This is a genomic window from Bacteroidota bacterium, from assembly GCA_037133915.1.
Lineage (GTDB): Bacteria > Bacteroidota > Bacteroidia > Bacteroidales > CAIWKO01 > JBAXND01.
Genome location: JBAXND010000031.1, coordinates 25,297 through 48,038 on the forward strand (window position 1 = coordinate 25,297; position 22,742 = coordinate 48,038).

The 22,742-nt window shown below is 42.8% G+C and carries 16 protein-coding genes; 12 read left to right on the forward strand and 4 right to left on the reverse strand.

The window, feature by feature from the left end:
• Nucleotide 1 precedes the first annotated feature (1 nt).
• From WCM76_11120 to wecB, 9 genes are all read left to right on the forward strand, one after another.
• On the forward strand, nt 2–1,039 hold the full coding sequence (locus WCM76_11120) for a glycosyltransferase family 2 protein (GenBank protein ID MEI6766185.1): 1,038 nt from the start codon (nt 2–4) through the stop codon (nt 1,037–1,039).
• A gap of 21 nt (nt 1,040–1,060) precedes the next feature.
• Nucleotides 1,061–1,651 carry a sugar transferase gene (locus WCM76_11125; GenBank protein MEI6766186.1) on the forward strand — a complete coding sequence of 197 codons (591 nt, stop codon included), beginning with the start codon at nt 1,061–1,063 and terminating at the stop codon, nt 1,649–1,651.
• Nucleotides 1,652–1,764: 113 nt separating this feature from the next.
• Nucleotides 1,765–2,742 carry a thiamine pyrophosphate-dependent dehydrogenase E1 component subunit alpha gene (locus WCM76_11130; GenBank protein ID MEI6766187.1) on the forward strand — a complete coding sequence of 326 codons (978 nt, stop codon included), beginning with the start codon at nt 1,765–1,767 and terminating at the stop codon, nt 2,740–2,742.
• Nucleotides 2,729–3,721, forward strand: coding sequence for a pyruvate dehydrogenase complex E1 component subunit beta (locus tag WCM76_11135; protein MEI6766188.1), 993 nt, complete (start codon nt 2,729–2,731; stop codon nt 3,719–3,721). Before WCM76_11130 ends, WCM76_11135 begins: the two co-directional genes overlap by 14 nt.
• 83 nt (nt 3,722–3,804) lie before the next feature.
• Nucleotides 3,805–4,650, forward strand: coding sequence for a DNA damage-inducible protein D (dinD, locus tag WCM76_11140; protein ID MEI6766189.1), 846 nt, complete (start codon nt 3,805–3,807; stop codon nt 4,648–4,650).
• 67 nt (nt 4,651–4,717) lie between these two features.
• Nucleotides 4,718–5,827 (forward strand): DegT/DnrJ/EryC1/StrS family aminotransferase, encoded by a 1,110-nt coding sequence (locus WCM76_11145; GenBank protein MEI6766190.1) that lies wholly within the window; start codon nt 4,718–4,720, stop codon nt 5,825–5,827.
• Between the two features lie 8 nt (nt 5,828–5,835).
• A complete protein-coding gene (locus WCM76_11150; protein MEI6766191.1) occupies nt 5,836–7,002 on the forward strand; it encodes an aminotransferase class I/II-fold pyridoxal phosphate-dependent enzyme in 1,167 nt (388 codons plus the stop codon).
• Between the two features lie 19 nt (nt 7,003–7,021).
• A complete protein-coding gene (locus WCM76_11155) occupies nt 7,022–8,293 on the forward strand; it encodes an O-antigen ligase family protein (protein ID MEI6766192.1) in 1,272 nt (423 codons plus the stop codon).
• Nucleotides 8,294–8,332: 39 nt separating this feature from the next.
• A complete protein-coding gene (gene wecB, locus WCM76_11160; protein MEI6766193.1) occupies nt 8,333–9,484 on the forward strand; it encodes a UDP-N-acetylglucosamine 2-epimerase (non-hydrolyzing) in 1,152 nt (383 codons plus the stop codon).
• A gap of 83 nt (nt 9,485–9,567) precedes the next feature.
• Here wecB and gdhA read toward each other — a convergent pair whose 3' ends face one another.
• On the reverse strand, nt 9,568–10,911 hold the full coding sequence (gene gdhA, locus WCM76_11165; GenBank protein ID MEI6766194.1) for an NADP-specific glutamate dehydrogenase: 1,344 nt from the start codon (nt 10,909–10,911) through the stop codon (nt 9,568–9,570).
• A gap of 360 nt (nt 10,912–11,271) precedes the next feature.
• On the opposite strand from gdhA, the gene WCM76_11170 reads away from it, so the two are divergent.
• From WCM76_11170 to WCM76_11180, 3 genes are all read left to right on the forward strand, one after another.
• Nucleotides 11,272–14,730, forward strand: a complete 3,459-nt coding sequence (locus WCM76_11170; GenBank protein MEI6766195.1) for a PEP/pyruvate-binding domain-containing protein — start codon at nt 11,272–11,274, stop codon at nt 14,728–14,730.
• Nucleotides 14,731–14,921: 191 nt separating this feature from the next.
• Nucleotides 14,922–15,410, forward strand: a complete 489-nt coding sequence (locus WCM76_11175) for a hypothetical protein (GenBank protein MEI6766196.1) — start codon at nt 14,922–14,924, stop codon at nt 15,408–15,410.
• A 103-nt stretch (nt 15,411–15,513) separates the two neighbouring features.
• Complete coding sequence (locus WCM76_11180; GenBank protein MEI6766197.1) at nt 15,514–16,491, forward strand: aromatic ring-hydroxylating dioxygenase subunit alpha; 978 nt, start codon at nt 15,514–15,516, stop codon at nt 16,489–16,491.
• A gap of 48 nt (nt 16,492–16,539) precedes the next feature.
• On the opposite strand, the gene WCM76_11185 is transcribed toward WCM76_11180, so the two are convergent.
• The 3 genes from WCM76_11185 to WCM76_11195 all read right to left on the reverse strand — a co-directional run bounded on the left by WCM76_11185 (nt 16,540) and on the right by WCM76_11195 (nt 22,672).
• Nucleotides 16,540–19,974, reverse strand: coding sequence for a peptide-N-glycosidase F-related protein (locus WCM76_11185; protein ID MEI6766198.1), 3,435 nt, complete (start codon nt 19,972–19,974; stop codon nt 16,540–16,542).
• Between the two features lie 144 nt (nt 19,975–20,118).
• A complete protein-coding gene (locus tag WCM76_11190; GenBank protein MEI6766199.1) occupies nt 20,119–21,075 on the reverse strand; it encodes a DUF3395 domain-containing protein in 957 nt (318 codons plus the stop codon).
• A gap of 139 nt (nt 21,076–21,214) precedes the next feature.
• Nucleotides 21,215–22,672 carry an amino acid permease gene (locus tag WCM76_11195; protein ID MEI6766200.1) on the reverse strand — a complete coding sequence of 486 codons (1,458 nt, stop codon included), beginning with the start codon at nt 22,670–22,672 and terminating at the stop codon, nt 21,215–21,217.
• Nucleotides 22,673–22,742: the final 70 nt, after the last annotated feature.

Below are 22,742 nucleotides of genomic sequence, written 5' to 3' on the forward strand. Positions count from 1 at the left end.
TATGGAAGAAGGACGCCGGATAAAAGTTTCCGTTATCATCCCATGCAGGAATGAAGAGGCATTCATTGCAGACTGCATTGATTCACTGCTTGCAAATGATTATCCTCATGAATTCATTGAAATCCTTGTTGTTGACGGCTTATCTTCTGATAAAACCATTGATATCGTTAAACAATACAGTGAAAAATTTTCCTTCATCCAGCTTATCTCAAATCCAAAGAAGATTTTTCCGGCCGCAGTCAATGCAGGTTTCAACGCTTCTTCAGGCGATGTCATTATGATCGCGGGAGCACACGCGGTCTATGATTCAAAATATATTTCTGCTTCCGTCAGGCTGCAGTTTGAACTGGGTGCCGATAACATCGGCGGTGTTCTCATCACTAAAGGAAAGAACGAAAATTTTATCGGGAAACTGATTACTGCAACACTGAGCAATCCTTTTGGGGTCGGTAATTCTACATTCCGTACCGGCTCCGATAAAGTGTGCGAGGTAGATACCGTGTTTGGCGGCTGCTACCGACGTGAGGTGTTTGAGACCATCGGTCTGTTCAATGAGAATCTCGTCAGTACCTCCGATATGGATTATAACTCCAGACTAAGGCGCAATGGCGGAAAAATCTTTCTTTCTCCGGAGATTAAAGTCGAGTATTATACTCGTTCTACCTTCAGTCGCTTTATGAAAAATAATTTTCGCAACGGCTTCTGGGTAATTTATCCGTTGCGTTTTGTGAATACTCTGCCTGTTTCGCTCAGGCACCTCGTGCCTCTTGGCTTTTTCCTTGGAACGGCAGGACTGGCCTTTCTGGGTCTGTTGCATTTTTGTTTCTGGTGGATGCTTGGTGGTATAGGTGCATTGTATGTTCTGGCGGCCTATTATTTTTCGTTCAGCCGGGCAGCAAAGGGGGGAATTGCGGGCGCATTCATACAACCTTTCTTTTTTGTGCTGCTGCATTATACTTACGGTATTGGTTCCGTGTTTGCTCTGGTGAAACTTTTTTATTGCAGGCTCTTCAAGCCCGCCATCGCTAAATCTTCATAAATTCAAACTTTGAAATTGTAAATGAAACGCATATTCGACATCTTCTTTAGTGGTATTTTCATTTTATTTGTGTGGCCTTTTTATGTTATCGTAGCTATCATTATCAAAGCCGGCGACGGTGGCCCTGTTTTTTATAAAGCTCCCCGCGTAGGCAAGAATGGCGTGCTTTTCAGGATGTATAAGTTTCGCACCATGGTTGTAAATGCCGATAAAATAGGTGCGTCTTCTACAACAACAAGCGATCCGCGCATCACGCGCATAGGGCATTTTCTGCGTAAATACAAATTGGATGAAATGCCGCAGCTCTTCAATGTGTTCCTGGGTCAGATGAGTGTTGTTGGACCACGCCCCGATTTGAAAGCATTCACGGATCTGTTTACCGAAGAAGAAAAAGTGATTTTATCTGTTAAGCCGGGAATAACAGATTGGGCTTCGGTATGGAATTCAGACGAAGGTAAAATACTGGAAGGTGCCGAAGATCCCGATAAAGCGTATATGGAACTCATATGGCCTGAGAAGAAGCGCCTGCAAATCAAGTATGTACGTGAGCAATCCTTTGGCAGAGATTTAAAGATTATTTTCTTAACTTTGCTCGCCATTTTCAAAAAGTAAAACACATTAAATTTGGCTGTGTTTCAAAATGGACGAAATGCGAGAACCTGTTCTGCACATTTCATGAGAGAGGTATTTTAACTTGTCTCACAATTTAGTTTAACTCACAATCAATGGAATATACTAAAGATTTTTTGACCGGGCTGTACCGGATGATGCTGCGGATAAGGCTGGCAGAAGAAAGTCTGGTCGACCCCATCAAAAGCGGCGCTATACGCTGTCCTGTGCATCTGTATTCAGGTCAGGAAGCCATCGCCACCGGTATAGGTGCTATGCTCGAAAAGAAAGATTATATTTTTGGGAATCATAGATCGCATGGGCATTATCTCGCAAAGGGCGGCGACATGGGCGCCATGATTGCTGAAATCTATGGCATGGAAAGTGGCTGCTCACACGGACGCGGCGGTTCCATGCATCTTATAGACCCTGAAAATGGCGTACTCGGCATTGTCCCTATTGTGGCAGGAACCATTTCACTGGCTTTGGGTGCATCACTTGCATCATCAATCAGGAACGACCAGCGTGTTACATTTAGCTTTTTTGGTGATGGCGCTACCGGTGAAGGAGTGCTGTATGAGTCTTTGAACTTCGCATCACTGAAAAAGCTGCCCATTATTTTTGCATGTGAGAATAATTTTTATTCAACACATCTTCCTATTCGTGAGATTCGTGTCAAGAACAGCATTGCTGATGTAGGCATGCCTTTCGGCGTTGATTATTATCAGGCTGATGGCAACGATGTATTGGCTGTAGTTGAGGTTGTTGAAAAAGCAATAGCCAATGCCCGCGAAGGAAACGGTCCTGCCTTCATCGAGTTCTTTACGTACCGCTTGCGCGGACATGTAGGCCCCGACGATAATATTCAGGGTTCACATACAGATATACGCCCGAAAGAAGAAGTGGAAGCGTGGATTAAAAAAGATCCGATTATTAGATTCGAAAAGCATTTGCTACAGGAAAATATACTTACAGAAGTTGAAATTAAAACTATTCATGCTTCTGTTGAAGAAGAGGTGAGAAAAGCAAATGAATTTGCACTCGCATCCGTTAAACCCCCTAAAGAAGAGGTGTGCCGCTATGTGTTCAGATAAAAGGAAACTTAATTTTGGTGCGGCCATCAATGAGGCCATCAGGCAAATGATGTCTGCCGACGAGTCGGTTGTGCTTATAGGCCAGGGCGTGAAAAGCCCGTGGTACGTTGGGAATACTTGCAATGACCTTGTGGAACTCTTTGGTGAAGAACGCGTGATTGACACACCCGTATCTGAAAATGCCATGACAGGCGCTGCTGTCGGTGCCGCAATCGCCGGAATGAGACCTGTTGTTGTACATCCGCGTGTCGACTTTGTTCTGTATGCGCTCGACCCTATTATCAATCAGGCTGCCAACTGGCACTACATGAACGGCGGACGCTCATCGGTTCCTGTTGTATTCTGGCTCATAGTAAATCGTGGTGGCGAACAGGCAGCTCAGCACTCACAGGCATTACACTCACTTTTTGCTCATATTCCCGGTTTAAAAGTTGTTACACCGGCTACACCATATGATGCAAAAGGTTTGCTGATAGCGGCCATCAAAGATCCTAACCCGGTTGTGTTTATCGACGACCGCTGGCTTTACGGACAAACCGATGAAGTTCCTGAAGATGCATATGAAGTACCTATAGGCAAAGGAATTATTCGCAAAGAAGGCAAAGATATAACCATTGTTTCATGGTCGCATATGACTATTGAAGCGCGCAAAGCCGTCGACGAACTGACAAATAGGGGCATCGACGCTGAACTTATTGATTTGCGTACCATCAAGCCTTACGATGAAGAAATGATATTAACTTCCGTAAAGAAAACCGGGAAACTGGTGATTGCAGACGGAGCATGGAAAACCGGTGGATTCAGCGCTGAAATAGCAGCCATCGTAGCCGAAAAAGCTTTCGCATCGCTTAAAGCACCCATCATGCGTGTGAACCTTCCTGATGCTCCTGCACCTGCGTCATCAACACTTGAAAATGCTTATTATCCAAAGAAAGAAGACATCATTGTTGCTGTAAAGACATCAATGACTGCATTATAAAAAAACAAAAAACAAATAAATTGGAATGATTGATTTTGGGATTTGAATTTCCGCTTATGAATAATAAAAAAATTAAACAACTTATGAAAAAGGAACTTATCATTGAGCTGCTTCAAAAATTTGAACAGGCAGCTTACGGATTCAACGACATCGAATGTTGGAGTGCTCGAGAACTGCAAACCATTCTCGGCTATACCCAATGGCGCAATTTTGTCAATATTATTGACAAAGCGAAGGATGCATGCAAAACCGCGTCTATTGCGGTTTCCGATCATTTTGCTGATATCAGCAAAACGATAGAGATGCCTAATGGCGCGGAAAAGAAGATAGACGATTTCGCTTTAACGCGCTACGCCTGCTATTTGATAGCTCAAAATGGTGATCCGACCAAAAGCGAAATAGCGTTTGCACAAACGTATTTTGCCGTTCAAACCCGGAAACAGGAAATTATTGAACAGCGATTACTGGATGTTGCCCGTGTGAATGCCCGGGAAAAACTTACCAAATCTGAAAAGAAACTCTCAAGTGTCAGTTACGAACGTGGAGTTGATGATAAAGGATTTGCCATGATCAGGAGCTTAGGCGACAAAGCGTTGTTCGGAGGATTCACTACCAATGATATGAAACGCAAGCTTATGGTGCCTGACAACAGGCCACTGGCTGATTTTTTGCCAACACTTACAATAAAAGCAAAAGATTTTGCAACGGAACTTACGAGTCATAATGTGGTCGAAAAGGATTTAAAGGGTCATAAGAAGATTTGCACTGAACATGTTGAGAATAATTCAGCAGTACGCAAAATGCTTATAGAGCGTGGCGTTCAGCCTGAGAAACTTCCACCTTCAGAAGATGTGAAGAAAGTAAAACGGCGCTTGGAAAGTGAAGAAAAGAAAGTAAGCCGAACTACAAAGAAATTGAACCGTATTTGAAATTGGTTATTTGGTACGTCAGAATGCGGATATTTGACAAATGAATTATTGAAATAATCTGATAGAAATGGAGAAAAGAAAAGTGAGGTTCGTGGAACCTGCGAAATTGTACAAGACAATAAAAAGAGAGCTTGATGCTGCTTATTTTGATGTGATGGAAACCGGAGAACTTATTGACCGCCATCATTTGCGGAACTTTGAAGAGAATCTGGCAAAGTTTGCAGGAACAAAATATGCGGTTGGACTGAACAGCGGTTATGATTCGCTGCATATGTCGCTGCGTGCTGCCGGAATAGGCCCGGGCGATGAAGTAATTGTGCCGGCACATACTTTTGTGGCAACAACATCTGCGGTGGTTAATGTGGGTGCAACACCTGTCCTGGTAGATGTTACGAGCGATTTTAATATTGATGTTACGAAGATAGAAGAGGTGATTACACCGCGCACCAAAGGCATCATTCCGGTACACTTGAGTGGCTGGATGGCCGATATGCCGGCAATTATGAAAATCGCTGAAAAGCATGGCCTGGCTGTTGTTGAAGATGCCTGCCAGAGCCTTGGTTCTACCATTAATGGGAAAGGTGCAGGCGCCTGGGGTCTTACGGGATGCTTCAGCTTTTATCCGTTCAAAATTCTGGGTGGCTACGGTGACGGCGGTGCCATCACAACCAATGACGAAAATGTTGCGGCCTTTGCGCGTCGCATGCGGTTTAACGGCGAAGACAGGCAGAGCGGCGAATACCACGGACACGGTTTTACCTGTCTGCTGGATAACTTACAAGCTGCTTTTCTGGACGTGAAACTGGCTCATCTTCCTGAATGGATTGTAAAAAGAAAAGAGATTGCCGAGAAGTACCGTATGGCACTCTGTGACCTGCCTGATTTGATGTTGCCGCATTATGAGCGTCAGGGCTTTGATCATGTATATCAGAACTACACACTGCGCGCAAAGCAGGGCAATGATTTCAGTGAATATCTGAAAGAGCATGGTGTTGAAGTGCTCACTCAATTCCGCAAACCATATTACAAACATGAGGCGTTAAAGCTTGTTGACCGCGGTTTCCCGGAAACGGAAGCATTGAGTCGAGAAGTGTGCTCGCTGCCTATGAATGTAGAAATAGATGATGACGAGATAGATTATGTCATCAACGTTGTTCGTTCTTTTTACGGAAAATAATTTAGTAGATGAAGCAATTATCACGCATCACAGAGATGTTCACAGAGTCGGTTATTCGTGAGATGACGCGTATTTCCGACAGTATGGGTGGCTATAACCTGTCACAAGGGTTTCCTGATTTTGATTCGCCTGAAGCTATTAAAACCGCTGCTATTGCTGCCATCAACAGCAATCACAATCAATATCCCGTTACTTTTGGTGAGCCTGAATTAAGGCAAGCTATCAGTGAAAAAGCCAAATGGTATAATAATATCGAATGCGATCCTGCAACTGAGATTACGGTTACTTGCGGGGCCACGGAGGCAATGATGTCAACCCTTCGTGCAATTATCAATCCGGGCGATGAAATTATTATTTTTGAACCTTTTTATGAAAATTATGGTCCCGACTGTATTCTGTCCGGTGCCATTCCGAAATATGTTGCGCTTAACCCTCCCGAATGGAATTTTGATCGTGAAAAACTGGCTGCTGTCTTTAATGAAAAAACCAAGGCCATCATTATCAATACGCCCAATAACCCTACCGGAAAGGTTTTTAGTCATGACGAACTCCGGTTCATTGCCGACCTTTGCATTCAGTGGGATACCTATGCTATCACCGATGAGATTTATGAGCACATACTCTACGATGGCGCAAAACACATTTCACTCGCTTCGCTTGACGGAATGAAAGACCGCACCATTACCATAAATTCTGTTTCAAAAACTTATTCTGTAACCGGATGGCGCGTTGGATGGGCTATTGCTGCTGCAACCATTACTTCGCGTATTCGTAAAGTTCATGATTTTTTAACGGTTGGAGCACCAACTCCATTCCAGCACGCTGCGGTTGTTGCCTTATCTTTTCCGCCAGAGTATTACGAAGGGCTTCGGAAAAAGTATGAGGAGGCGCGCGCAGTCGTTTTTGAAACACTTACCAAATGCGGTTTTCGTCCGTTTCTGCCCAAAGGAGCTTATTATATTATTGCTGACGTAAGCGAACTATTTGATAAACTCGGTGCTACCGATGATTTTGATTTCAGCACGAAATTGATACAGAAAACGCAGGTGGCAACTGTTCCGGGCTTTTCATTTTACGCCGAACGCGGGCAGGTAACTAAACAGGTTCGCTTTGCGTTCTGTAAAAAGAACGAAACACTTGATGCCGTGCAACATTTGTTACTTAGGCTAATATAAGGCATAAATATTTTTCGTAATGAACAGTGAGCGCAGCACGTTTTTTAGCATTTCAGCAAAAGTAAATTTTTATACCGCACTGTTGCTGGTGTTTGCAATGCCCTTAGTTCCGCATGCCTTACCCATAATTATTTCACTCTGGATTCTTACGTTCCTGCTCGAAGGCGGTTTCCGTGAAAAGCTCGTCAAATGGCGCAATCAGCCATTTGTGTTTGCGCTTCCGCTGCTTTATGTTGTTTATTTTGTAAGCGTAAGTTATTCAACGTTTCGTTCAGTGGCAATGTTTGATATGGAGGTAAAGCTTTCACTATTTTTAATTCCACCTTTGCTTGCCGCGTCAAATAAGCATTATGTGAACAGTCGCATAAAATTTATGTGGACTTTTATTGCGGCAAATTTATTGGCATCGTTGATATGCCTTGTTCGCGGCGTTTTGAATACGTATTCATCCACCACGCCCAAAGACGTGCCATCGGGTTATTACATGACTTATGAGCCACTTTCCTTTCTGGTGCATACTTCTTACTTTTCAATGTATTTAGTGCTCGCAATAATGTTTATCGTGTATTTACTCAGAAAAGAGTCTTTGAACGCTGCATCAAAGGTTTTCCTGATTATTTCGGGTTCGATTTTCATAGGAATGATTTATCAGGTTTCAGCCCGGTCAGGAATTCTTTCTATAATACTGGTGAGTTTCATTTATATTCTGTTTTATGTGCGGTTAAGAAAATTTAATTCATTGGTCAAAATTGGATTTGTTGTATTCGCTGTTGCTTTATTGTTGCTTATTTTCAAATACAACGTGCGTTTCAAATCATTTTTTATTGACAGGAATAATGCTCCGATAAGCAATACCAACTCAATTGCAGGCAATAATATGCGCTTGTTAATCTGGCAAGTATCGATGGGTATAATTGGCGATAATGTTGTTGGAGGCGTTGGCAATGGCGACATTCACAGTGAGCTAAACAAAGGATATTCAAAACTGGGATTGACGCAGGCAGCCGACCTGAATCTGAACGTACACAACCAGTTTATTGAAACATTTCTTGGCGTCGGGATTTTTGGATTTATACTGCTGCTTATGGTTTTTTTCTATCCTGCAATTGTTGCCTGGCGTCGAAAAGATTCATTATTGATGTTGTTTTTGATACTCACTTCATTTAATTTTATGTTCGAATCAATGTTGAGTACTCAGGCAGGTATTGTCTTCTTTTGCTGGTTTTATGCCTATTTGTTATTTGTGAAACATGACAGGGAAAGTCAGCCCGCATTCGACAAAAAACAATAGAATTATTATTTTTTATCATTTATTAAACTGAAAAAGCACATGCTTAAAGCACTGACCATAGTAGGAGCGAGGCCTCAATTCATTAAGGCTTCTGCTATATCCCGCGCCATTCGCGGGAAATTTTCAAATGATATTCATGAACTTATTTTACATACCGGGCAGCATTACGACGAAAATATGTCGAAGGTGTTTTTTGAAGAGCTTGATATTCCTGCTCCGGAATATAATCTGGGTATCGGCTCGGCATCTCATGGCGTGCAAACTGCAGGAATGATTCGAGGTGTTGAAGAATTGCTGCTCGCCGAAAAACCCGACTTTCTGATTATTTATGGTGATACTAACTCGACGCTGGCAGGCAGTATTGCTGCGTCAAAACTGCATATTCCGGTAGTTCATATCGAAGCCGGCCTTCGTTCGTTCAACAAAATTATGCCTGAAGAGATAAACCGAATTGTGTGCGACCATATCTCTACATTACTTTTTACACCCACAGTTGGAGGTATCGACAACCTCCGGCGCGAAGGATTCAATACAAATAGCAAGTCGCCTTACACTATTGATAATCCCGGAATATTTCTCTGTGGAGATGTGATGTATGACAATACGCTTTATTTTGGTTCTATTGCCGAGAAACGCAGCCGGATAATTGAATCGAATAAACTGGAGAAAGGCAATTTCATTCTGGTTACTGTACATCGCGAACAAAATACCGATGACCTGACACGTCTTAATTCCATTTTTAGCGCCTTGAATGCAATAAGCGACGACTATAATGAAACGCTGGTTATACCAATCCATCCGCGCACTGCAAAAATTCTGGAAAGCGGACTTTCACCGGCTCTTTTCAAAGCCATCAATGAGAATCCCCGGATACGCATTATTCCTGCTGTTTCATATCTTGACATGGTGCAGCTCGAAAAACATGCAAAACTCATTATGACTGACTCGGGCGGAGTTCAGAAAGAGGCATACTTCTTCAAAGGAAAATGCATTGTTTTACGTGCAGAAACGGAATGGACGGAGCTTGTAGATCATGGAATGGCAATTCTGGCTGATGCAAATGCTGTAGCAATTGTAGATGCTTATAAATATCTTACCTCAACAACCTTCGATAATTATCCGCCAATTTACGGAACAGGCAGTGCCTCGGAGTTTATCTGCAGTACAATTGTCAAAGCTTTCAAAAAATAAGGCACAGGAAGTATTATTTTACTCTTCCTGTGATAAAAAAAAAGCTGCCCGGAATGGACAGCTTTTTTCATTTTCATCGGAGTTTAGAAAAGACCCTGTGCCAGCATGGCGTTGGCAACTTTTACGAAACCGCCGATATTGGCACCGTTTACGTAATTGATGTAGCCGTCTTTATCTTTTCCGTATTTTTCGCAGGTCTTGTGAATAGCGATCATGATGTTGTGTAACCTCATGTCAACTTCTTCTCTTGTCCAGCTTAAGCGCAGACTGTTCTGGCTCATTTCCAGACCTGAAGTGGCAACACCACCGGCGTTAGCAGCTTTACCCGGTCCGTAGAGGATTTTCTTTTCGATGAATATTTCAACTGCATCGGGAGTAGAAGGCATGTTAGCACCTTCTGAAACGCAGTAGCAACCATTGGCGATGAGAACTTTTGCATCGGCACCGTTCAGTTCGTTCTGTGTGGCACTTGGCAAAGCGATGTCGCATTTAACACCCCATGGGGTTTTGCCCTCAACGTATTCGCAATTGTATTTTTTAGCATACTCAGAAATGCGACCTCTTTTGTTGTTCTTGAGATCCATTACATAAGCCAGTTTTTCAGCATCGATACCGGCGGGGTCATAAATATAACCGGCGGAATCGGACAGTGTAACTACTTTACCACCTAATTCGGTAGCTTTTTCTGTAGCATACTGTGCAACGTTTCCTGAGCCTGATACAACAACTGTTTTGCCTTTGAAATCAAGACCGCGGGTTTTCAGCATCTCTTGTGCAAAATAAACCTGACCGTAACCTGTAGCTTCCGGACGAATCAGTGAACCACCCCAATCGAGGCCTTTGCCGGTAAGAACACCGGTGAACTCGTTGCGAATCCTTTTGTACTGTCCGAACATGAAACCAATTTCGCGTCCACCAACACCGATGTCACCGGCGGGAACGTCAGTGTCGGGGCCGATATGGCGCTGAAGCTCTGTCATGAATGCCTGGCAGAATTTCATCACTTCATTATCGCTCTTTCCTTTAGGATCGAAATCTGAACCGCCTTTACCACCGCCCATTGGCAGGGTTGTCAGGCTGTTTTTAAATACCTGCTCGAAAGCAAGGAATTTAAGAATACCAAGGTTTACCGTAGGGTGGAAACGCAGACCGCCTTTGTAAGGGCCAATGGCGCTGTTCATCTCAATCCTGTAACCACGGTTAATCTGTGCTTCTCCTTTGTCATCAAGCCATGCAACGCGGAACATAATTACGCGCTCGGGCTCAACAATGCGCTCGAGAATACCGTTGTATTTCGGGTTTTCTTCGATAAACGGGAACAGTGATTCCACTACTTCCTGTACTGCCTGGTGAAATTCAGCTTCTGAAGGGTTTTTGGCAATCACCTTTGCCATGAATTTGTTTACTTTGTCCTGATTTGAACTCATTGTCTAATCTCCTATTTAGGTTTAGTTTGAAAAAGGTTTGTCTTAAAAATGTGACACAAAGTAATTGAAAAAATATGTCCGTTCAACATTTTTTAATTATTTTTTTAATTGCTAACTAATTTAGGCATAATTAATTAATACACGTATTTGCATTAAATGAAATACTTATAGACAATAGGTAAAATACGTATAATAAAATAAGTAAAACGCGTATAATTATCCTTCGCTTCTCCACACCTTTATTAATATATTTGGATGCACAATACTGACTAGAATGCTCGATTAATAGTCTCAGTGCATAAAGTTGCCGGATTTGAGTAATTCACATAGTAATTACAGCTCAATTTTAACTATTGGTGTATGGACGAGGTAATAGATAACCAGAAACGATTGCAACGGCTTCTTGCTGAAAATACGGAGCGTTTGAAAGAGCTTGCCTGCATCAATCAGGCCACCCAGATATTAAAAGATACAAAACCGGTCGAAGAGCTGTTGGCTCAGTTATGTCTGATATTGCCCAAAGCATGGCAGTATCCGGAATTTACCAATGCCCGTATTCACTTTGATGGCCGTGACTATCGCACACCAAGATTTTGCGCAACTGAATATAAACAGAACCAGCACTTCGAAACCATTGACGACCGTCGGGGTTTTATTGAAATATGCTATACCAAAGAGTTTCCTGAATGTGATGAAGGCCCTTTTCTGAAAGAAGAACGCAATCTGCTGAACAATCTGGCGAATATAATTTCTGGCAATCTCAACAGCACAATTGCTAAAACAATCCTGAAAAAAGGGAAAGCAACAGGACCTGTACTTCACGAACCGCTTGAGAAGCAGAAATCAAATATTACAGGTCAACAGCTCTTGCAGCGATATCTTAACAAGCAAAATTATGACCGCAATGTTTTTCACGATTTGATGACATTCAAAGTACGCGAAATACTTCTTATTGCCAACTTGTATGATGCGTATAACATTGAGAAGGAAGGACGTTTTGCGGAGCATATTCTGGGCGAATATTACCAGTTGAATCTTACTTCAATGCCTCGCGTAACAGGCGTTTCATCATCTGAAGAAGCATTCGAACAACTGCGGTCAAAACATTATGACCTCATAATTTTCATGATGGGTTCCGATAAGGATACACCTATTGCGCTGAGTAAACAGATTAAGGAGGAGTTCTCGTACATTCCCATCTTTATCCTGCTTAATAACAACAGTGATATTGAAACGTATGAGAGCAACAAAGAGGTTCAGGCAAGTATTGATAAAATATTTGTTTGGAATGGAGAACCCAAGGTTTTCTTTGCGATGGTGAAATATCTCGAAGACAAAGTAAACGTTGAAAATGATACGCGCATGGGACTGGTGCGTGTGGTGCTGCTTGTAGAAGATTCGGCACGCTACTATTCCCGTTATCTGCCGTTGCTCTACGCCAATGTGCTCGAACAAACCAAACGTATTATTGAAGACGTAAACTCCGACGAATTGTTGAAAGTACTGCGGCTACGGGCTCGTCCGAAGATTTTGCTTGCGCGGAATTATGAGGAGGCCATTGATATTTTTAATAAGTACAAGGAATACATGCTGTGCCTTATCACCGATATGAAGTTTGATAAGGACGAAATACTCGATGAAAATGCGGGTGCACATCTGGTTCAATATGTCAGGCAGCAAATCAAAGATTTGCCGACCATTGTTCAGTCATCGGATCCGCGAAATGCATCTAAAGCGTTTGAACTGAAATCGGTATTTATTGATAAAAATTCGCCTACACTGTTACAGGATATCCAGAGTTTTATTACGCATTATCTTGGTTTTGGAAACTTCATTTACAAAAATGCCGATGGTTCGCAAATCTCTATTGCCCGCTCTCTGCGCGAGTTTGAAGTGCAACTCAGGACGGTTCCCGATGAATCACTTATTTATCATGCCCGCCGCGATCATTTTTCGTTGTGGCTGATGGCGCGTGGTGAAGTGCAGCTGGCAAAGTATATCAATCCTTACAAAGTTCAGGATTTTAAAACAAGTAACGACCTGCGCGAATTCATGCTGAATGCCATTCAGAAGCATCGCAGCGAACAGAACCGGGGTAAAGTAATTGCATTTGAAGAAACCGATACGCTTGAAGAAAGCAGCATTGTAAGTCTCGCATCCGGCTCTCTTGGCGGAAAGGGAAGGGGCGTGGCATTTATCAACACGCTCATTTATAATTTTGATTTTCATCAGCTGGTGCCGAATATCAACGTACGATGCCCTAAAACACTCATTATTGGCACTGATGAGTTCGATTATTTTCTCGATAGGAATCATTTGCGAAATACTGTAATTGAAGAAACAGATTACAATGTTACAAAGCAAATGTTCATGGCCGGACGCCTGAGTGAGGGGCTGATTAAGAAACTGAAAAAAATTCTTAAACTCACTGAAAAGCCTCTCGCGGTAAGGTCTTCCGGATTATTTGAAGATTCACTCATGCAGCCTTTTGCAGGGATATTCGAAACTTACCTGTTGCCAAATTGCCATCCCGACATTGAAGTAAGGCTTAAACAACTGGCCGATGCGATAAAACTGGTGTATGCTTCCGTCTATTCAAAAGTGGCACGCGGTTATGTCGAGGCCATCAATTATAAAATTGAAGACGAACGTATGGCAATCGTTCTTCAGGAAGTGGTGGGCAATCGCTATGAAGACGTTCACTATCCGCACATCAGCGGCGTTGCACAATCCTATAATTATTATCCTTTTGCCCACATGAAGCCCGAAGAAGGCTTTGCTGTGGCAGCGCTGGGTCTTGGAACTTACGTCGTGGAAGGCGAACGGGCATATCGGTTTTCACCTAAATATCCTACTACTGATATTAATTCGTCTAAAGACCAATATAAAAACTCTCAGGTAAATTTTTATGCTGTTGACCTTAAAGACAAAAACCTTAACCTGCTTGATGGTGAAGATGCTGGTCTGGTAAAACTCGAAATTGAAGATGCGGAGCGACATGGAAACATGAGGCATTGTGCTTCGGTTTACGATGCCGAAAGCGAACGCATTGTTCCGGGGCTTTCACAACCGGGTCCGCGGATTGTAAACTTTGCGAATATTCTTAAATACAATTATATTCCGTTGGCCGAAACCTTGCAGGTAGTCCTTGATATTGTGAAAGAGGCCATGGGGTCGCCTGTTGAAATAGAATTTGCAGTTGACCTGAATAAAGATTCACGAAACCGCGCGTCGTTCTATTTACTTCAGATAAAGCCATTGATAGGCAATGCCGACGATTACGTGGTGAATATGGACGATATTCCTAAAAACAGCATTTTGCTTTATGCGGAAAAATCAATGGGCAATGGCCGTATAGATTTGGTTTCAGATGTTATCTATATTCCTAAAGAACGCTTTGATAAATCAAAGACACAAGAGATGGCCGCCGAGATAGAAAAACTGAATGCCATTATGATTGCGGAAAACAAGAAATATGTGCTGATTGGTCCCGGACGTTGGGGTACACGTGATAAATTTATAGGTGTGCCGGTTAACTGGCCTCAAATATCGGCGGCAAAGGTAATCGTAGAAACAAGCCTCGAAGATTTTCCGCTCGACGCGTCCTCAGGTTCCCATTTTTTTCATAATGTTACGTCTATGAATGTTGGCTATTTGTCGGTGCAGCCGGAGCTTACAGGAAGCTATATATCATGGAACATGTTATCGGCGCTGCCTGCTATTCATGATACAACCTATTTCAGACACGTTCGCTTTGAAAAACACATGGCTATTCGCATGGATGGTAAAAAGAGAATTTCTGTAATAACTGCGGAATGAAACTGCCGAGATACCCCCGCAGCACTTGATTGTTTATGCGTTTGGCTGGGAATTTATGAACTTCTAAGTTATTCACAAACTGTTGATAAATAACAGATAGTGGTGATATCTGGAAATTCATGAAAATTATTATTTTTGTTCAATAATGAACAATTTGATATTAAAACGTTGTCAAACCTAAATCACAATTTATGAGAAAAGCTACTCTTTTAAAAGCCTTGCTTGTTGTTTTTATCATGGCTGGTTTTAGTTCTGCCTATGCTCAGGACTGGCGAACATTTACATGGGAGCCGTATAAAACTAAATTCAAAGTGCCGGGCAATTTTTCTGTTACCACATCTACGGGTGAAGAATGGTCGGGTACAAACAGCAAAATCACGATGGATATCTATCCACGCAAGAATGAGAATCTTTCACGCACTGAAATGAAAAACAATCTTTATTCATGGGCTGCTGATAACGGTGTGACAAGTATTGGAGATGTTACCGTACTTGATGAAGAAAAAATGAACGGCTATTGGGGCTATATGTATGAAGGCAATAAAGGTGCGTTCCCTGTTGCTGTAATGATGCTTGTTGACCCCGATTATCCGGATATCAGCCTTTATGTTTGGGTTTCCTACAAAGAAGGATACGAGGATACAGTTATTGATATGCTGATGAGTTTTACACCGAATTGATTTGGTGCATATTTCTAGTATGAATCCTCTTTCCGACCGGGAAGGGGATTTTTTTTATTTGTAAGCCATTTTGAAGTAATTTTATATTATAAAATACAGGATCATGATAAAAGACCAATGGTACGCTGTTCTTGACTCGAAAGAGATTAAATCGCAAAAAGCATATGCCGTTAAAAGGTTAGGCGAAAAAATGGTTTTTTGGCGTGATGCTTCCGGCAAAATTTGCTGCATCAGCGATATTTGCTGCCATCGGGGCGTTTCGCTGGGCGCAGGAAATGTAATTGGCAATCATGTGGAATGCCCGTTTCATGGCTTTCAGTACGATTATTCAGGCAAAGTTGTGCTCATCCCGGCAAACGGAAAAAATGCTGCAGTGGGGCAGCAGTATAAAGTCAAATCCTATATCGTGCGCGAACTCCACGGACTAATATGGCTCTACTGGGGAGAAGCAAAAGAGAATATTCCCGACCCCTACTTTTTTGAATATCTTAAAACGGGTTTTTCTTACGGTACGTTCATAGACCACTGGAATGTACATTATTCAAGGGCTGTAGAGAATCAACTGGATGTTGTGCATCTGCCATTTGTACATCGCACTACCATTGGTCGAGGCAATAAAACACTTGTTAACGGACCGGTAGTTGAACGTGAAGGAAGTCTGTTGCGTTTCTTTCTCGATAATCGTGTCGATAACGGGACGACCGTTCCGCTTAAACCTGAGCAGATGCCCGGTTATAAAGACCTGTTCTGCCTTGAATTTAATTTCCCGAATATCTGGCAAAATCTGATTTCCGACAAGGTGCGTGCTTTTGCGGCCTTTGTTCCGGTGGATGACGAAAATACCATTGTTTATATTCGTTTTTATCAGAAAATTTCAAAGCTTCCAGTAATCAGAAATATAATAAACTGGTTCGGCGTACGCTCAAGCATTATTATTCTGAGACAGGACAAACGTGTTGTGATTACTCAATTGCCAAAGAAATCGGAGATGATGATGGATGAAAAACTTATCATGGGCGATGCTCCAATTATTGAATACCGCAAATACCGCCATGAGCTGAAATCCGCTATTCGTAATTAGTATCATATCGTAACACTTTTTTGCAAAAAAGTGTTACGATATTTTTTGCTACCGCATTACATTTATTTTGGAATACATAAGATTGCCGCTGGCTGTCTTTACAGACACGATATATAAACCGGGCGCGGATTCGCCTATATCCACAGGAAGTTCCATTTCATTGTCAACGAATACTTTTTCGGTCAAAACAGAATTTCCTAAAATGTCCATGATTCTGATTTCAATATTTTGAGGTGAAGAAAGTGATATTTTAGCAGTAAATTTTCCTGAAGAGGGATTTGGATAAATGTCTATTGTTCCTTTGTTTTCCGGGATTTCATCAACAAGCAGGTTGAATCCAACGGTAAACTGCTGGTATATTTCCGATCCAAAATCGCTGTTGAACGATTTTATGACCGCGCCATTACTTGCGCGTTTGATGCGCATTGAACCGCTTCCCTGGTCGGGATTTGCCCACCAGGTCAGACCGTCGTCGCCACTGTCTGTGAGCTTAAAGATGTAGCAACCGTCAGGCAGATTCACCGTGTCTTTATACGTTTTATTAGCCAGTAATGCTGATTTCTGCAAAATGATATTACCTGCGTCATCGACCAATGTGTAGGCATTTTCCTGTGGCCAGGTGTTTGTTTTAAATTCAAAAATTAGACCCGGGGGATACACCGGTGTTGCAATAAATTGAGTTTTCATGGTGTTGTTCTCTGTGTTTTGGTCGGTGCCTCCATTCGGCGCCGATACTGTTGCGTAGAATCTGCCGGGTGCGCCATCCCATGCGAAGGCACCAAGTTGTACATCGGTCATTTCCGTAAAGGCCAGATGTCCGGACCAATTGAAAACCGTTGGTGTGCCACCTTCCAAACCGTATGTAATAACAAGACTCCTCAAGGTATCTGTTCCTCCGTTACGAATGGTAATGAGTGGATTGTTACAAATGGGATTCAGACGTTTGTAGGCATGTGCCGATCCAGGTGTTTTAATATCATAAATTTCACCGTCGAGTGTGAAATTCGGACTGTGGTAACTTATAACCTGGGTTTCTATCTGGTAGTATGGCGCTGAGCCTTGCCCGTTCCATGTATATGCATCAATGTCATAATCAAGAGAAGCCGGCTGGCCTGGCGTTACATAGGGTGTAAGTTCGAAATCGAAGGTGGGCACATCATCGCCCGGGCACCAGTTGGCACGGCTGTACACCCATGTTCCGCCTTGCGGATAAACAGGATTTACACCGCAATCATTTTTCCACACAAGTTTCGAGAACCGCTGGATACCGCCTACTTTTATCTTATGGTTTTTGGCGCAGAATTCAGAACAATTTTCATTGCCTCCAAAACCATGACCGGTGGGCCGCATTTTAAAGCGCGTATTGACTGCCGCGCTGTCTATTGAAATCGTCTTGGCGCTGAGCAATGTCTCGGTGTTCGAACCGTAGCTGAATCCACCACACCATAAATTCTGAACTTTGAAAGGTTCGCGCGCCGGAGTTCCTTCAATAAAATCGAAGCGAAGGTCGAGAAGTTCCTGCCAGTTGCCTGCACTCAGATGCACCGAATCGACCAGCAACGAGCGGTAATCGCTCACGTCAAACACCCAGGTAAATCCATTCCCGAGGCTTAAACCGTTTCCGTAAGGTGTAATATATCGACCCAGCTCAATACGGTTGATTACTTCAAAAGGCACACTGTAATATGACCAGTGGTGAAGGTAAATAACGGAATCGAATGCTACCAGTGACGAATCGGTGGCGATGCCCTGCCCGTTAAACACATAATGATTGAAATATTCAGGCCAAACAATCATGGTATCTGTTGCAGAAATTGGGTTGAGTGAATCGCTGTAAAAAATAACTTCCATTGGTGGCATTTGCACTGAATCTACAGTAACAACGGTATCTGCATGAGAAACGAACACACCCTGTTCAAATATCACATTGGGGCGTGTGTTTAATTCTTTATAATTTCTGAAAAGTTCACTTCCGGGAATAAGTGTGTGAACCGGCAGTCCTGTAAGTGCTGCATTATTGCCTCCTGTGGAAGAATCTGCTGCGAGCAGCATATTGTTTTCGTTGAATTTGTAGTAGAACAGTAGATTATTATTATAGGGATGGGTGTTGTCAAGGTCTTTGAACATCCATGTTTTAATGGTGTTTGAGTCAAGCGCTGCATTCCAAAGTGCAAATTCATCCATATAGCCGTCATAATTGCCACTGCCATTGGCAAATGAACCAATTTTAAATGTAGCAATGCCGTCCATGGTGCGTTTCATATTGACGCCCGAATGCCATAAATGGCCGTTCAGATAAATCTTCATGGAGCTGTCCGCAATATTTTTGGTAAAGGTCCAGTAGTTCCATGTGCCCTCGTAATCTTGAGTTTGCGCCGCTTTGTTAATACGGTCATAGTTTCCGCTGTGACTGTTTCCGGCATCCCAATAAACATTCCCGTTCGACCACGGAATATGTGCATTCAACACGCGGCGTCCTTGTGAATCTGTTGCTTCAAAGGTGGACTGGTCTTGGGGTTGATGTGCGGGATCGCCATACTGCCAGAAAGAAACCGTGATAAAACTGTCGAGCGGTGCAAGCGCGGAAGCCGGAACGCTTACGTAATCGGCACCTTCAAAAAATAATGATTGGTCGTTGTCTGATGTTGCCAGTCCTGATTTCCAACCCGGATTGTCGGCCAGAACGGCTGTGGACGCACCATTCACGGCATTGTCAAATGATATGTCAACGAGCAGGTTCGATGTACCGTCCCAATTGAATGGATTAATAAATTGCAGGGAATTCCACCCGCTTACCAATAACGTATTATTTTGATACACGGTTGTAAAGCCTGTCAATTCTACGTTTTCGGCAGTAATTGAATCGAGTGAACAGTGTTTAATTCTGATAATTAAATTTTTCAGCATGCTGCCCGCTGATTGTATGTTGAATCTAATGCCCGTAATGTTTCCTGTTGTCATTCCGGAAGTAATCAATTCGCTTGCTTTCCAAAGGTATTGTGTTCTGCTTTCTGCATCAGAACTATGAAAGGGAAATGTTGATTGTAAAACTCCGTTACCAATACTTGCTGTGTTGAGCGAAAGGGTATCGGTATATACCGGATTGATGGAGAAGTGCGGGAAGTATTTGTACGACGGCTGTTTCATGAAGTGCAGGGAATCTGGGCTGGCGCCATCGACCACGTAGCTGTGTGCTGAAAGCATCGTAGAATCCAGCTTTCCGGTGTGCTCATAAAGATAAGTATAGGTGAGGTAATCCCATTCTCCACATGCAGGGCTTTGGGCAGGGTTGCATTTAAGCGTATAATACATTAGTATTTTCCGAGTTTGCAGTGTGTTGGGCGGGAACTGGAACTTCGCGTTTTGCGGAGAGCCAAAAGTAAATGTTTGCACATGGGTAGTGTCACCGGGACCGGCTTTTGTAAATATGGGCGAAGTGCAAAGAATGGATATCAGCAGCAATGAACGAAAGATGTTATTCATATTTTTGAAATTGTTTTTGAAGAATGTAAATGTAAATAATTTTTTGTTTAGAAACTTAGATATGAGATTGCTGCACTTCAATCATGGTATATCAAAAAAAATCCGGACAGCGCTGCCCGGATTTTCTATAAATATTAAGGTTATCTATGGAATATTCACATTCATACCTTCGCGGTACGAACGGTTGTAAACCTGTCCGCCATATTTGTATTTAAGTGTAAGCGATTTAGGATGACCGCGGTCGGGGTCACCGAAAGAGGCGTTTGATACATTCACGAAAAGTTTCCCGTTTCTGATTTTATTGCTCAGACTGTGGGTTACATCGTAGAATTTACCGGCGGTACCGTACTTTGCGCTGAGTATTACCAGTCCCATATACTCGGAGGGCTCACTGGTGTTCGTTTGATTTTTTACTTTGCTGTTCTGAGGTTTTGCTTTACCATCACCTTTTTGGAATTTGAATGGCACTTTGGTGTTTTTGTCTTTTGATTCCCAATAGCCTTCAGCCATTCCGGTTGAATTATTCACCGTAAAAACAAACTGACCGTTTTCGGCGCTGTTGCCAAGTTCGTTAAGGGTTACATTATAATTTTCGCCATTTTTTTGATAGGTCCCGTTAAGCTCGGTTTGTTTTCCTCCGGTCTGATTATAGCCGGAAGCATTGCCACCGCCTGCCTGACTAATGGCGAGAACCATTTCTGATTTGAGAAATTTTCCTTGCCATTGATACATCAATGCAGCTTCCGCGTCAGCGAATTCAGCTTTGATAGTTGCTGAATCGGCCACCAGCACAAATGATTCGCTTACCGAGCTTATCCAGCCAACTTCAACTTCTTTCTTCTCTGTTTTGTAGCCAGCAGCCTTGATATCGATGGTATAGGTTCCCGATGAAAGGAATTTTACCGTAGCTTCATTTTGTCCGGTAATGGTAGCAACTACGTCTTTATCGCTGTCAGTAACAATCAGTGTATCGGCTGCCACATTCATTTTTATTTTTAATGTTCCATGCGACATAAACCACAACCCCAGTGCAAGAACAATAACTACAACACCACCTATTACTGAAAACAAAATTATTTTTTTACTTTTTCCGTCTGCCATAGCTTTTCAGATTAATTGTTTGTTTGATTTATTATTGATTGCAACTTCTGTTAGTGCAAATCTATAAAATTTTATTTAACAATCCAATACGCACAACAAACCATCGTTGTGCACCAATAATCATAGATGGTGATACCTCTTATTCTGACGGTTTCTTGGATGCGCCGTTTTTCTTCCATATATAATATACCGGCACGCCCAGCAAAACGATAATCAGACCGGGCCAGGTGAATGTAGGCTTATAAATCAGAAGGTCTATCATAATGAGTGTTGCAACAATAATGTAGATAGCTGGAATTACCGGGTATCCAAACGCTTTGTAGGGTCGCTCGGCATTGGGTCTTTTTTTGCGAAGGATGAAAACACCGGCAATAGTCATTACATAAAATATTAGAACGGCAAAAACCACATAGTCCAGCAGATTGCCGTAGGTGCCGGAAAGACACAAGATAATTGCCCATCCGCACTGAAGCCACAGACCTAAAGAAGGAACACCTTTACTGTTGAGGGCTCCGGCTTTTTTGAAGAATAGTCCATCGCCTGCCATGGCATAATAAACGCGGGCACCGGAAAGTATCAAGCCGTTGTTGCAGCCAAAAGTAGAAACGACTACAAGCAATGCCATGATTATGGGTGCGGCATTGCCAAATAATCCGCTCATGGATGCCGTACCCAGCCTGTCGTTGGTGGCGAACTGAATACCTCTTGCAAAATCTGTTACACCATCGGGCGAACCGCGCAGGGGCAGTACCTGAAGGTAAACCACATTGGCAAGCATGTAGATTCCACAAACGATAAGCGTTCCAAGGAAGAGGCTGAGCGGAATATTTCGTTTTGGATTTACCACCTCAGCGCCCGTAAATGTGATATTGTTCCAGGCATCAGCAGAAAAAAGTGAGCCAACCATGGCTGTACCCATTGCCGCCAGTATCGCAAAACCGGCCAGAGGAATCATGCTTCCGTCTTTGTTCGTTTGCATTGCGTCCCAGAAAACAGCTTTGTTTGCCTGAATAGCTCCGGTGTTTGCAGCCCACGTTAATCCAACAATAATAAAGAGTAACAGAACTAAAATTTTTGTGAATGTGAATGAATTTTGAATCCATTTACCTGCTCTGATGCCTCTGGAATTAAGCCATGTAAGCAACAGAAGTGAACCGATTGCCGGAAAATGTACGGTGTTGAATTTCACAAAACCCAGATCGAGCCAGACATTATTTTCTGAAATCCATGGAATCATTACACCGAGGAATTTGCCGAATGCCATGGCAACCGCGGCAATAGTACCTGTCTGGATTACCATAAACAACGTCCATCCGTAAAGGAATCCGGACATAGGATTATAGGCTTCACGCAGATAAACGTACTGTCCGCCTGCTTTAGGCATCATGCCTGCAAGCTCACCAAAACTTAGTGCGGCGCATATTGTAAGAAATGCTGTTATTCCCCATGCAACGAGCAACCACCCGGGTGAGCCGAGTACGCGGGCCATGTCAGCGCTCACAATAAAAATACCGGAGCCAATCATAGAACCGATAACCAGAGCTGTGGAATCGACCAGTTTCAGGCTTTTTTTAAAGGTAGGTGCGCTTTCCTGCATCTGAGTAATGTTATTATTTATCACTATTGTCCGATAAAAATACAGAATATTATTTTGCAAACCGCAACAA